The organism is Streptomyces sp. Go-475 (assembly GCF_003330845.1).
Lineage (GTDB): Bacteria > Actinomycetota > Actinomycetes > Streptomycetales > Streptomycetaceae > Streptomyces.
On record NZ_CP026121.1, the window covers coordinates 4,636,358 to 4,650,005 of the forward strand.

At 69.2% G+C, this 13,648-nt stretch carries 10 protein-coding genes; 7 read left to right on the forward strand and 3 right to left on the reverse strand.

The annotated features are described in order from the left end of the window. Nucleotides 1-259 precede the first annotated feature (259 nt). Nucleotides 260-1,606, forward strand: a complete 1,347-nt coding sequence (locus C1703_RS21365) for a hypothetical protein (RefSeq protein WP_232840551.1) — start codon at nt 260-262, stop codon at nt 1,604-1,606. Nucleotides 1,607-1,742: 136 nt separating this feature from the next. Here the strand turns inward: C1703_RS21365 and C1703_RS21370 are convergent, their stop codons facing one another. Both C1703_RS21370 and C1703_RS21375 read right to left on the reverse strand, forming a co-directional pair. Further along, nucleotides 1,743-2,423, reverse strand: a complete 681-nt coding sequence (locus tag C1703_RS21370; protein ID WP_114254396.1) for a DUF4234 domain-containing protein — start codon at nt 2,421-2,423, stop codon at nt 1,743-1,745. Nucleotides 2,424-3,128: 705 nt separating this feature from the next. Next, nucleotides 3,129-5,459 (reverse strand): (Fe-S)-binding protein, encoded by a 2,331-nt coding sequence (locus C1703_RS21375; RefSeq protein ID WP_114254397.1) that lies wholly within the window; start codon nt 5,457-5,459, stop codon nt 3,129-3,131. A 241-nt stretch (nt 5,460-5,700) separates the two neighbouring features. Here C1703_RS21375 and C1703_RS21380 point away from each other — a divergent pair, with 241 nt between their 5' ends. The 6 genes from C1703_RS21380 to C1703_RS21405 all read left to right on the forward strand — a co-directional run bounded on the left by C1703_RS21380 (nt 5,701) and on the right by C1703_RS21405 (nt 12,361). Then, on the forward strand, nt 5,701-6,711 hold the full coding sequence (locus tag C1703_RS21380; RefSeq protein WP_114254398.1) for an MraY family glycosyltransferase: 1,011 nt from the start codon (nt 5,701-5,703) through the stop codon (nt 6,709-6,711). Between the two features lie 94 nt (nt 6,712-6,805). Further along, on the forward strand, nt 6,806-8,656 hold the full coding sequence (gene dnaK, locus C1703_RS21385; RefSeq protein WP_114254399.1) for a molecular chaperone DnaK: 1,851 nt from the start codon (nt 6,806-6,808) through the stop codon (nt 8,654-8,656). Then, complete coding sequence (grpE, locus tag C1703_RS21390) at nt 8,653-9,309, forward strand: nucleotide exchange factor GrpE (RefSeq protein ID WP_114254400.1); 657 nt, start codon at nt 8,653-8,655, stop codon at nt 9,307-9,309. The genes dnaK and grpE overlap by 4 nt, the downstream gene beginning before the upstream one ends. Before the next feature lie 30 nt (nt 9,310-9,339). Next, a complete protein-coding gene (gene dnaJ / locus C1703_RS21395) occupies nt 9,340-10,521 on the forward strand; it encodes a molecular chaperone DnaJ (protein ID WP_114254401.1) in 1,182 nt (393 codons plus the stop codon). A 5-nt stretch (nt 10,522-10,526) separates the two neighbouring features. Further along, entirely contained in the window at nt 10,527-10,979 is a 453-nt protein-coding gene (locus tag C1703_RS21400) for a helix-turn-helix domain-containing protein (RefSeq protein WP_031116078.1), read from the forward strand. Between the two features lie 272 nt (nt 10,980-11,251). Further along, complete coding sequence (locus tag C1703_RS21405; RefSeq protein ID WP_114254402.1) at nt 11,252-12,361, forward strand: substrate-binding domain-containing protein; 1,110 nt, start codon at nt 11,252-11,254, stop codon at nt 12,359-12,361. Between the two features lie 80 nt (nt 12,362-12,441). Here the strand turns inward: C1703_RS21405 and C1703_RS21415 are convergent, their stop codons facing one another. Beyond that, nucleotides 12,442-13,635, reverse strand: a complete 1,194-nt coding sequence (locus tag C1703_RS21415; protein WP_232840552.1) for a DUF418 domain-containing protein — start codon at nt 13,633-13,635, stop codon at nt 12,442-12,444. Nucleotides 13,636-13,648 lie beyond the last annotated feature (13 nt).

A 13,648-nucleotide genomic window follows, 5' to 3' on the forward strand; every position in this document is an offset into this window, starting at 1 on the left:
CGTCAAGTGCCCTTTGCCGAATGAATCTTCACAACTGCCGGTGACGCGACTCATACGCACCTGAGGTGGCCCAGTGCAGTCGCGAATAAAACGCGCCCCTCGAGTGCGCCCCGCGCACCACCCCTCCGGCCGTGCCCGCCGCTGGTGCGGTAACTCGGGGGACGGTTGTCAGAACCGTGGGATAGAAAGGCCGTTCGGCCGTACCCGGTGCTGGTACGGCTCTCGACACATCCCTGTGGGGGACCTTGTGGGGGGAACCTTGTTCAGAACACGGGCGGCCTGGGCCGCCATCGGTACGGCCGCCGCACTCCTGCTGACCGGCGTGCCAGCGGCGCACGCGGCGGAGGCGGCAGGGGCGGAGGGTCAGGCGCCGGACGTCCGCTGGGCGAACAGCGTCTCGAGCGACCTCGGCACCCTGCAGGTCGGCATCAGCTCCGACAGCGCCATCACGGACATCCGGGCCCACCTCGTCTCAGCGGCCACCCAGCAGGAGGTCGCCGTCGTGGAGAACGACGCGTTCACCCTGGCCTCCGGCACGGCGGACGACGGCGTGTGGCGCACGAAGCAGCCCCTCGACCTGCCCGCGCTCGGCAGCTACGACGTCCGCATCGAGGCCACGGACGCGGACGGCGACCGCACCGTCGACAACTCCGCCGGCTCGCTCGCCTACTACGTCGCGGCCGTCTTCGAGGACGTGCGCCCCGACCGCACGGAGATCGACACCGACCACCGCGAGGTGCGGGTCGACGGCACGCTGAAGGGACGCTGGCCGGGGACCCGCGAGCTGAAGCCGCTGGCGGACCACCGGGTGGACCTCGACGTGGACTACTGGACGGAGAACACCGTCCGCACGGACGCGCAGGGACGCTTCTCGGGCACGGTCACCGTGAACGACGCGGTGCCGGTGCAGGCCGTCTACCGCCACGACACCACGCACCCCCACGTCCTCTACGGCGAGTCCGAGCCCACCCGGATCGGCATCCGCCAGGTGGCCACGCGCTGGACGATCGAGACCCCGGCGGCGCCCCGGACGATCGACTTCGGCCAGGAGGTCACGATCACGGCGACGCTGGAGCGCGAGACGCCGCAGGGGTGGGTGCCCTTCGAGGGCCAGAGCGGCGGAGTGCTGTACGAGCCGTCCTCCGGCGGTCAGTTCGCGGTCGTCGGCTACTTCACCACGGGCGCGGACGGCAAGGTCACCTTCACCCACACCCCGGGGGAGACCGGCACCTTCCGCATGGCGTCCCACAGCGACGACCCGTTCATCGCCCCGGCCTCCAGGAACAGCCCGGAGATCACGGTCCTGCGCGCCTCGACGTTCACGTCCTTCTCCGCGACCCGCGCCCAGGAGGGCGGCGTCCACGTCGAGGGCGCGATGGACTTCCCCGACGGCTGGACGCCCGGCGTCATCCCGGTCCACATCCAGCACTCCCGCGACGGCAAGCGCTGGAGGACCCTCCGCACGACGGAGGCGCACTGGTCGGGCGAGGGCCACGCCTTCTCGACGGACATCACCGATGCACGCCGCGGCTACTTCCGCGCCCGGTTCGAGGCGACGGAGTCGTTCCGGGGGGCTGTGTCGGAGGTGGTGAGGGTGGGGCGCTGACACCGCACGACTGAGGCCGGGAGGCAGCCACCTCGTTAGTGCGCAGTCCGCGCTGGCGGTTCACCTCCTGGCCATCGACGAAGCCCGACCGTCGGATAGATCCCGGACGGGTCTCCGGGCCGGCATCGTGGCGAGTCTATGAGCGGGCAGCGGTGTTACGCAGCGCACTGATAACTCCGTCCTCGGCCGAATGGAACTCCGGAAATACCTTATCCGGATCGGTGTGCAGGCGGTAATCCCACACGATTCCGAAAATGCCGAGTGTGATGATAGTGAGGAAGAGGTGGATTCCGAAGCTTCTGTTCAGCTCCTGGTCGGGCTCGAAAGTCAGGGGGTACCTGACGATCTCCAACTTGGTCCAGAGCAAGCTGAGCTTCTCGTCGAAGTCCTGCTCGGTGAGCTGTATCTCCCACCAGAAGCGCATCATGCGGTATTCGGCGTAGAGTCCGTATATCCCCAACGTGATGATCGACAAGATCAGTGACAGGCCGGCTTGGATCGGTTTGTGCTCGTCGGAGAAGCGTGCCTTTATGAAGCGTTGGAGGTCGTCGAGGTCGTCATGAGCAGCCCCGTACTGCCCGCGCGTCTCCGCATACTGACGTGTCGCTTCGATGACCGCGTTATAGTAATGGGCCCGCCGGTTCCTGAAGTGGTCAGCGCGCTGGATGCGGCGATAGAAGAGGAAGATCGAGTAGATTCCGAGCGTAAGCCATGAGAGCAGAAAGAAGTACAGTGCCCAGCTGACCAGGCTCTGGTCTGTAAAGCGGCGCTCATGTACGTAACGATCGACCTGTTGAACTGCCTGGATCTGTTCCATGATGATCCCAGCCCTCAAGATGTATGGAACAGATACGGGAGGACCGCCCGACTGGACGATGCTTCCGCATCCACTCCCATTGTGCTCCCCGGAGCCGTGGACTTCAGATCGGGCAGCCGTTCACACTTGCAGCAAACGCGGTCCCGTCGACAGCTCCGAGCCAGGCTCCCGGCCGCTCATGACGTGCCGATGCCATTCGAGGCTCGTGCACGGTTCCTGATTTCCGCGTACATGGACGGAGGTCTGACGCAAGGAAGGCTTCGTCGTCTCATCGCCCGGTTGGCTACCCCACTCCTGCCGGGCACGCTGAACCGCGTTATGTGAATCGCATACCACCGCGCAGCGCTTGGAATGCGCCTTTGCCCGATTCCCGTAGGCCCTACCGTTCGGACACCCCCTTTGACGCTGCCTCAACCGTCGCTGTACGCCCATACGTCATCGCCCCGTCCGCAGCCCCGTACCGACGACCCGGTAGCGAAGCCGTGCGTTCTGAATCACCGATGACGGCGGGGACGCGTGTTCCGGCCGGCCGACATCACGGAAGCGACCCAGCTCGACATAGGCGCCGGACTGCACTCGACGAGGCCTCCGAGCCTCAACTCCGCTACGTCCCGCGCTTCCGCCGCCGTAGTCGCCGCGCAACGCCGACGCCCCCCGCCCGGTGACCCCGGGCAGGGGGCGTCAGTGGCAAGCCTCGAAAACCGCCTACTTCACCGGCTCCGGCTCCGGCGTGCTCGTCGAGTCCGCCGTGCCCGCCGGGGGCTCCCCGCCGTCGTCGTCACCGTCGTCGCCGTCGTCGCCCTCCGCCGGGACCGGCGTCTTCACCGAGTCCAGGAGGAGCTGGGCGACGTCCACGACCGTGATGGACTCCTTCGCCTTGCCGTCGTTCTTCTTGCCGTTGACGGAGTCGGTCAGCATGACCAGGCAGAACGGGCAGGCCGTCGAGACGATGTCGGGGTTGAGGGAGAGGGCCTCGTCGACGCGTTCGTTGTTGATGCGCTTGCCGATCCGCTCCTCCATCCACATCCGCGCGCCTCCCGCGCCGCAGCAGAAGCCCCGCTCCTTGTGGCGGTGCATCTCCTCGTTGCGGACGCCGGGGACGGCGGCGATGATCTCGCGCGGCGGCGTGTAGATCTTGTTGTGGCGGCCCAGGTAGCACGGGTCGTGGTACGTGATGATGCCCTCGACCGGCGTGACCGGGATCAGCTTGCCCTCGTCCACCAGGTGCTGGAGCAGCTGGGTGTGGTGGATGACCTCGTAGTCGCCGCCGAGCTGCGGGTACTCGTTGCCGAGCGTGTTGAGGCAGTGCGGGCAGGTCGCGACGATCTTCTTGGAGGACTTGGGCTTCGCCGACTCCGGCGTGACCTTGCCGTCCTCGTCCATCTCCTCGCCGAACGCCATGTTCAGCGCCATGACGTTCTCCATGCCGAGCTCCTGGAACAGGGGCTCGTTGCCCAGGCGGCGGGCGGAGTCGCCGGTGCACTTCTCGTCGCCGCCCATGATCGCGAACTTCACGCCCGCGATGTGCAGCAGCTCCGCGAAGGCCTTCGTGGTCTTCTTGGCGCGGTCCTCCAGGGCGCCCGCGCAGCCGACCCAGTACAGGTACTCGACCTCGGACAGGTCCTCGATGTCCTTGCCGACGACCGGGACCTCGAAGTCGACCTCCTTGAGCCACTCCAGGCGCTGCTTCTTCGCCAGGCCCCAGGGGTTGCCCTTCTTCTCCAGGTTCTTGAGCATCGTGCCCGCCTCGGACGGGAAGGACGACTCGATCATCACCTGGTAGCGGCGCATGTCGACGATGTGGTCGACGTGCTCGATGTCGACGGGGCACTGCTCGACGCAGGCACCGCACGTGGTGCAGGACCACAGGACGTCCGGGTCGATGACGCCGTTGTCCTCCAGCGTGCCGATCAGGGGGCGTTCGGCCTCGGCCAGCGCCGACGCGGGGACGTCCTTCAGGGCCTCGGGAGACCCCTTCTCCTCGCCCTCCATCGTCTTGCCGCCGCCCGCCAGCAGGTACGGCGCCTTGGCGTGCGCGTGGTCCCGCAGGGACATGATCAGCAGCTTCGGGGAGAGCGGCTTGCCCGTGTTCCAGGCGGGGCACTGCGACTGGCAGCGGCCGCACTCGGTGCACGTGGAGAAGTCCAGCAGGCCCTTCCAGGAGAACTGCTCGACCTGGGAGACACCGAAGACGTCGTCGTCGCCCGGGTCGGTGAAGTCGATCGGCTTGCCGCCGGACGTCATCGGCTGCAGGGCACCGAGGGCCGTGCCGCCGTCCGCCTCGCGCTTGAACCAGATGTTCGGGAACGCCAGGAAGCGGTGCCAGGCGACACCCATGTTGGTGTTCAGGCTGACCGTGATCATCCAGATCATGGTCGTGCCCAGCTTGATCATGGCGAAGAAGTAGACGAGGTTCTGCAGCGTCGCGACGCTCAGGCCCTTGAAGGCCAGGACCAGCGGGTACGAGGCGAAGTACGCGGCCTCGTAGCCGTCCACGTGGTGCAGCGCGCCCTCCAGGCCCCGCAGCACGTAGATCGCCAGGCCGATGGTGAGGATGACGTACTCGACGAAGTACGCCTGGCCCATCTTCGAGCCGGCGAAACGGGACTTGCGGCCCGGGCGCGACGGCAGGTTCAGCAGGCGGATCACCATCAGTGTGGCGATGCCGAGGGTCGTCATGGCCGCGATGAACTCGATGTAGAGCTCGTACGGGAGGAAGCCGCCGAGCACCGGCAGCGTCCAGTCGGCCTGGAACAGCTGGCCGTACGCGGTGATGATCGTCGGCGGCAGCGTCAGGAAGCCGATCGCGACGAACCAGTGCGCGACACCGACGATGCCCCACCGGTTCATGCGCGTGTGGCCGAGGAACTCCTTCACCAGGGTCACGCTGCGCTGGTAGGGGTTGTCGGTCCGGGTACCGGCGGGCACGGGCTGGCCCAGCTTGAAGTACCGGACGAACTGGCCGATCGCGCGTGCGAGCAGCGCGACGCCGACCACGGTCAGTACCAGCGACACGATGATCGCGGCGAGTTGCATGGGGGCTCCTCGGGCCTGCGAGGGTTTCGTCGGGGTGACCTGTCGCGATGAGGGTTCCCCGAAATTACTAAGCGGTAACTTATGCAGTCCGTCTGAGACTACCCCTATCTTCCGCCGCACTGTAGCCGGGTGGGCAGTGATCTGAATCGCTCAGGGTTGCCTCAGGAACCCTCCGGATTCGACCCGGATCCCGTCGTGTTATTCGTACCGAAATGTCATAGTGACGCCTAACTTATATCCCGTGCTCTACGGGATCACCGCCGCCGCCACCGCCCTCCTGCTCACCGCCCTCCTCGCGGCGGTACTGCGGGTGCCCGCCCTGCGGCTGCGGCTGGTCGAGCGGCGGCGGCAGCGCGAGGTGCCGCTGTCCGGGGGCGTGGCCGTCGTGGTCGTCACCGGGACGGTCGTCGGCGTCAAGGAGTGGGGCGCGGCCGGGAGCGGGATCGACGGGCTGCTCGTCGCCGGCGGCGTGGTCGCCCTGCTCGGGCTCGTCGACGACGTGTGGCGGCTGCGGCGGCGGGTGCTGGCCGGCGGTACGGGCGTGGCGGCCGCGTGTGTCGTGCCGTACGGGGAGACGGGCGTGGGCACCGGGCTGCTCGGCGTCCTGTGGGTCGTCGGGGTGACCCTCGCCTTCCGGGGGCTGGACCACGCCGACGGGCTCGCGGGGACGGTCGGGGTCGTCACCGCCTTCGGGGTGGCGGCCTGCGCGGCGATCGACGTGCTGGACGGGATCGCCGTGCTGATGAGCGTGCTGGCCGCGGCGCTGACCGGCTTCCTGCTGCACAACTGGCACCCCGCGCGCGTGGCGCTGGGGAGCTGCGGATCGATGTCCGCGGGGTTCGTGATCGCCCTCGGGCTGGTGCACGTCCGGGCCGGGTTCGGGCTCGGGGAGAGCGCGGGGGTGCTCTTCGCGCTGACGGCCCTGGGGAGCGCCGACGCCGTACTCGTCCTGCTGGCCCGGCGGCTGAGCGGGCGGCCCGTCGTCCGCAGCGGGCCCGACCACCTCGCGCACCGGCTGCGGCGGCTCGGGCTGACCGTGCCGGGGGTCACTCTGCTGCTGGGCGTCGGGGCGTTCTCCGGCGTGCTCGTCGGGGTACTCGCGCACGCCGGCTGGGTCGGGGCCGACGCCCTGTGGTGGGTGCCCGGCGTGGCTCTCGTGGTGGTGTTCGCCCTCTCCCGTGTGCCGGTGTACGCCGCTCGACGCACAGTATCGCCGCAGGTCAGCGCGTCGTTGCGTGTAAGGAGCGGATAAGAGTTGAGCCCGCTCGACTCAGCTCTGTTGACCGGTCGGGAGCCGTCGTGCACACTTGAGTCCGTTCCACTCAAGTCAGCTGGAGGAATCAACCATGGCACGTGCGGTCGGCATCGACCTGGGCACGACTAACTCCGTCGTCAGCGTTCTGGAGGGCGGCGAGCCCACCGTCATCACCAACGCCGAGGGCGCCAGGACCACGCCGTCCGTCGTCGCCTTCGCGAAGAACGGTGAGGTGCTCGTCGGCGAGGTCGCCAAGCGCCAGGCGGTCACGAACGTGGACCGGACCATCCGGTCCGTCAAGCGCCACATGGGCACCGACTGGAAGATCGAGCTCGACGGGAAGCCCTTCAACCCGCAGCAGATCAGCGCCTTCGTGCTGCAGAAGCTGAAGCGGGACGCCGAGGCCTACCTGGGCGAGAAGGTGACCGACGCGGTCATCACCGTCCCGGCGTACTTCAACGACGCCGAGCGCCAGGCCACCAAGGAGGCCGGTGAGATCGCCGGTCTGAACGTGCTGCGCATCGTCAACGAGCCGACCGCCGCCGCCCTGGCGTACGGCCTCGACAAGGACGACCAGACCATCCTGGTCTTCGACCTCGGTGGCGGTACGTTCGACGTCTCGCTGCTGGAGATCGGCGACGGCGTCGTCGAGGTGAAGGCCACCAACGGTGACAACCACCTCGGTGGTGACGACTGGGACCAGCGCATCGTCGACTACCTGGTCCAGCAGTTCCAGTCCGGCCACGGCGTGGACCTGGGCAAGGACAAGATGGCCCTGCAGCGTCTGCGCGAGGCCGCCGAGAAGGCGAAGATCGAGCTGTCCTCGTCCACCGAGACCTCGATCAACCTGCCCTACATCACCGCCTCCGCCGAGGGCCCCCTGCACCTCGACGAGAAGCTCACCCGCGCCCAGTTCCAGCAGCTGACCGCGGACCTCCTGGAGCGCTGCAAGACGCCGTTCCACAACGTCATCAAGGACGCCGGCATCTCCATCAGCGAGATCGACCACGTCGTCCTGGTGGGTGGCTCGACCCGTATGCCCGCCGTCGCCGAGCTCGTCAAGGAGCTGACCGGCGGCAAGGAGGCCAACAAGGGTGTGAACCCGGACGAGGTCGTCGCCATCGGCGCCTCGCTCCAGGCCGGTGTCCTCAAGGGCGAGGTCAAGGACGTCCTGCTCCTCGACGTCACCCCGCTGTCCCTCGGCATCGAGACCAAGGGCGGCATCATGACCAAGCTCATCGAGCGGAACACGACGATCCCGACCAAGCGGTCCGAGATCTTCACCACCGCCGAGGACAACCAGCCGTCCGTGCAGATCCAGGTCTACCAGGGCGAGCGCGAGATCGCGGCGTACAACAAGAAGCTCGGGATGTTCGAGCTGACCGGTCTGCCCCCGGCGCCGCGCGGCGTCCCGCAGATCGAGGTGTCCTTCGACATCGACGCCAACGGCATCATGCACGTGACCGCCAAGGACCTGGGCACGGGCAAGGAGCAGAAGATGACCGTCACCGGCGGCTCCTCGCTGCCGAAGGACGAGGTCGACCGCATGCGCGAGGAGGCCGAGCGCTACGCGGAGGAGGACCACAAGCGCCGCGAGGCCGCCGAGTCCCGCAACCAGGGCGAGCAGCTCGTCTACCAGACCGAGAAGTTCCTCAAGGACAACGAGGACAAGGTCCCGGGCGAGATCAAGACCGAGGTCGAGGAGGCCGTCGCCGAGCTGAAGGAGAAGCTCAAGGGCGAGGACACGGCCGAGATCCGCACGGCCACGGAGAAGGTCGCGGCCGTCTCCCAGAAGCTCGGCCAGGCCATGTACGCGGACGCGGGCGCCGCGCAGGCCGCCGGCGGGCCCGAGGGTGCCACCGCGGGTGGTGCCAAGGCCGCTGACGACGACGTCGTCGACGCCGAGATCGTCGACGAGGACCGGAAGGACGGTGCCGCGTGACGGAGGAGACCCCGGGCTTCGACGAGCAGCAGCCCGACGTCCCTTCCGGCGCCACCTCCGACGACGCCGAGCCGAAGGCCGCCTCCCCCTCCTCCGAGGAAGCGGCGGCCCCGGCCGGGGACACGGGCCAGGACGCGGGTCTGGTGGCCCAGCTGGACCAGGTGCGCACCGCGCTCGGTGAGCGCACCGCGGACCTCCAGCGCCTCCAGGCCGAGTACCAGAACTACCGCCGCCGGGTCGAGCGCGACCGGATCGCGGTCAAGGAGATCGCCATCGCGAACCTCCTGACCGAGCTCCTGCCCGTGCTCGACGACATCGGCCGCGCACGCGAACACGGCGAACTGGTCGGCGGCTTCAAGTCCGTCGCCGAGTCGCTGGAGAGCACCGCCGCGAAGATGGGCCTGCAGCAGTTCGGCAAGGAGGGCGAGCCCTTCGACCCGACGATCCACGAAGCCCTGATGCACAGCTACGCGCCGGACGTCACCGAGACGACGTGCGTCGCGATCCTGCAGCCCGGGTACCGGATCGGCGAGCGCACCATCCGCCCCGCGCGGGTGGCGGTGGCCGAGCCCCAGCCGGGGGCGCAGACGGTCAAGGCGGAGGAGTCCGCCGACGCCGACGACAAGGAGAGCGGTGGCCCGGACGAGGGCTGACGCAGACGAAGGGAAGGAGGGGCGTCGAGGATGAGCACCAAGGACTTCATCGAGAAGGACTACTACAAGGTCCTCGGCGTCCCCAAGGACGCCACCGAGGCCGAGATCAAGAAGGCGTACCGGAAGCTCGCCCGCGAGTACCATCCGGACGCCAACAAGGGCAACGTCAAGGCGGAGGAGCGCTTCAAGGAGATCTCCGAGGCCAACGACATCCTCGGCGACCCCAAGAAGCGCAAGGAGTACGACGAGGCGCGCGCCCTCTTCGGCAACGGCGGCTTCCGCCCGGGGCCCGGTGGCGCGGGCGGCTCCTTCAACTTCGACCTGGGCGACCTCTTCGGAGGCGGCGCCCAGGGCCAGGGCGGGGCCGGCGGCTTCGGCGGCGGCCTCGGTGACGTCTTCGGGGGCCTGTTCAACCGCGGCGGCGCCGGCCCGGGGACGCGGACGCAGCCCCGGCGCGGCCAGGACATCGAGTCCGAGGTGACGCTCAGCTTCACCGAGGCCATCGAGGGCGCGACGGTCCCGCTGCGGATGTCCTCGCAGTCGCCCTGCAAGGCCTGTTCGGGCACCGGCGACAAGAACGGCACGCCGCGCGTGTGCCCGACCTGCGTCGGCACCGGGCAGGTCGCCCGGGGCAGCGGCGGCGGCTTCTCCCTCACCGACCCCTGCCCGGACTGCAAGGGCCGCGGCCTGATCGCGGAGAACCCCTGCGAGATCTGCAAGGGCAGCGGCCGGGCCAAGTCCTCGCGGACCATGCAGGTGCGCATCCCCGCGGGCGTCAGCGACGGCCAGCGGATCCGGCTGCGCGGCAAGGGAGCGCCGGGCGAGCGCGGCGGCCCCGCGGGCGACCTGTACGTGGTCGTGCACGTCGACTCCCACCCGGTGTTCGGCCGCAAGGACGACAACCTCACCGTCACCGTCCCGGTGACGTTCGCCGAGGCGGCCCTCGGCGGCGAGGTCCGGGTGCCCACGCTGGGCGGCCCGCCCGTCACGCTGAAACTGCCGCCCGGCACGCCGAACGGCCGTACGATGCGCGCCCGGGGCAAGGGCGCGGTCCGCAAGGACGGCACTCGCGGCGACCTCCTGGTCACCGTCGAGGTGAGTGTCCCGAAGGACGTGACGGGGAAGGCTCGTGACGCACTGGAGGCGTATCGCGAGGCGACCGCGGGCGAGGATCCGCGGGCGGATCTGTTCCAGGCCGCGAAGGGAGCATGAGTCAGATGGACGGTCGTCGACGCAACCCGTATGAACTGACCGAGGAAACCCCGGTCTACGTCATCTCGGTGGCGGCCCAGCTGTCCGGCCTGCACCCGCAGACCCTGCGCCAGTACGACCGTCTGGGCCTGGTGTCCCCGGACCGCACGGCCGGCCGGGGCCGCCGCTACTCGGCCCGTGACATCGAACTGCTCCGCCAGGTGCAGCAGTTGTCGCAGGACGAGGGCATCAACCTGGCGGGCATCAAGCGCATCATCGAACTGGAGAACCAGGTCGCCGCGCTCCAGGCCCGCGTGGCCGAGCTGGAGGACGCGCTCGACGGCGCCGCGGCGGCGATGCGGCAGCGCGAGGCGGCGGTGCACGCGTCGTACCGTCGCGACCTGGTGCCGTACCAGGAGGTGCAGCAGACCAGCGCGCTGGTGGTGTGGCGGCCGAAGCGCCAGCAGCAGGCGGACTGACGCGCGTACACCTGCGAGAAGGGCCGGGAGAACACTCCCGGCCCTTTTCGTATGCCTTGGGGTGTTTTCGCTGGGCCTCCTGTGGATGACCGGATGGTGCACGTCACTTGGATGTGATTCCGCAGAGTCTTCACAACTGCTGCGGAGCGTGGTGTTGTCATCTCGTTAAGTGGTTCCGCTTGACGCTGGGGGCCGCGTCCGCGTTGGCTTTTCAGTCACATGGGCCACAAAGCTGTGCCCACGTCCGAATCACACGTGAAGCGAGCCCCCGCATGCGTCGTCGTATCTCCATATCCGTGGCCGCGGCCGCGATGTCCGTCACGCTCGCCGGCTGCGGCGTGCTCAACGCGACCGGGAGCAGCGACGACGCCAGCCCGACGAAGGGCAACGACATCACGGTGGGCCTGCTGCTGCCGGAGAAGGCGAACACGCGGTACGAGAACTTCGACTACCCCATCATCAAGCAGAAGGTCGAGTCCCTCACGAACGACCAGGGCCGCGTCGAGTACGCCAACGCCGAGGCGAGCGCCGACAAGCAGGCGGGCCAGCTGCAGCAGATGATCGACGACCGGGTCGACGTGATCCTGCTGGACGCGGTCGACTCCCGGGCCATCGCGAGCGGCGTGAAGAAGGCCAAGGACGCCGGCATCCCGGTCATCGCCTACGACCGGCTGGCCGAGGGCCCGATCGACGCGTACATCTCCTTCGACAACGAACTGGTCGGCGAGGTCCAGGGCCGCTCCCTGCTGGAGGCCATCGGCGAGAAGGCGAGCCTCTCCGACAAGATCGTCATGATGAACGGTTCGCCGACGGACCCGAACGCCAAGCAGTTCAAGGCGGGTGCGATGTCCGAGCTGAACGGCAAGGTGACGATCGCCGCGTCCTTCGACACCAAGGACTGGAAGCCGGAGAACGCCGAGGCCAACATGGCCAAGGCGATCGAGGAGATCGGCGCGGACGACATCGCGGCGGTGTACTCCGCCAACGACGGCATGGCGGGCGGCATCGTCAAGGCGCTGGAGGCCGCCGGCGTGACCGACCTGCCGCCGATCACCGGGCAGGACGCGGAACTCCCCGCGGTGCAGCGCATCATCAGCGGTGACCAGTACATGAGCGTGTACAAGTCGTACCCGCAGGAGGCGGAGAGCGCCGCGGAGATGGCGGTCGCGAAGGTCCAGGGCCGGGACATCCAGTTCGCCGCCCTCACCCGCGACAAGGTCGACAGCCCCACCCACAAGGGGATCCCGGCGCAGCTCGTGCCCGTGGTCGCGCTGACCCGGGAGAACATCAAGGACACGGTCGTCGCCGACGACATCTACCAGGTGTCGGACATCTGCACGGCGAAGTACCGGGCGGCCTGCCAGTCCCTCGGCCTCAAGTAGCCGGTTCCTCGGCTTCAAGCGGCCGGTCGCTCGGCTTCAAGCGGCCGGTCGCTCGGCTTCAAGCGGCCGGTCCCTCGGCTTCAAGCGGCCGGTTCGGGCGCGCTCCTCGCGCCGGCCCTCCCGGGGCGTCCGGCCAGGGTGACCGCCCGCAGCAGCCACTCGGCGGGCCCGTGCCGGAACCGCCGGGTCCAGGCCGTGCTGAGGGCGAGCTGGAGCGCGTACACGGCGGCCGCGAGCAGCAGCACGCCGGCCGCTCCCACGTCCCCGTAGAGGGACAGGCCGTACGCCGTGGCGAGGAACGTCATGATCAGGGACTGCCCGAGGTAGTTCGTGAGCGCGAGGCGGCCCGCCGGGGCGAACAGCCGCCGGACCCGCTCGCCCCGGGGCGAGTCCAGCAGGAGCAGCAGCACGCAGGCGTACGCGGCCGACAGGGCGGGCGCCGTCAGCATGCCCACGCCGATGCCCAGGAGCTGCCAGCGGTCGCCCAGCGGTCCCTGTGCGGCGGAGGCGAAGAAGACGGCCCCCGGGACGCCGACGGCCAGCCCGGCGACCGTGCCGCGCACCAGCCGGGAGCGGTCGGTCCCGCCCGGGGCGAGCAGGCGCCGCCGCCCCGCGGCCAGGCCGAGGAAGAACGCGGCGAGCACGCCCGGGGCCATGAGGAGGACGCCGAGGAGGGCGAGGGGCAGCCGGTCCAGGTTCTCCCGCACGACCGTGCCCGCACTGCCGCGGTAGGCGGCCACGGCCTGCGCGACCGCCTGCTGCGGGACGGGTTCCTCGTCGTCGACCGCGGTGGCCAGCGCCCCCAGTCCGGTGAGGACGGCGCCGAACACCCCGTAGATCCAGGCGGCGGCCTGCACGGCGGTGGCCGGCCTGATCCGCCGTGCCCACAGCAGGACCACGCCCAGGACGCCGTAGGTCAGGAGGATGTCGCCGGTGTACAGCAGCACGGCGTGCGCCAGGCCGAGCAGCACCAGGCCCAGGGAGCGGCGCAGGAAGCGCGCGGTGACGCCGCGGCCGTCCCGTTCGGCGGCGGCCGCCTGGAGGGTGAAGCTGTAGCCGAACAGGAACGAGAACAGCAGGTAGAACTTGCTGGATGCGAACGCCGTCACCAGCCAGGCGGCGACCTGGTCCACCGGGGCCGCTTGGGGGTCCCGGACGCCTTCCGCCTCGTAAGGGCTCATGATCTGCGCGCTGTTGACCACCAGGATGCCCAGCAGGGCGAAGCCCCGCAGCGCGTCGACGGCGGGCAGCCGCCGCGGCCCCGGGTCGTTCACGTTTCCCCCTCGC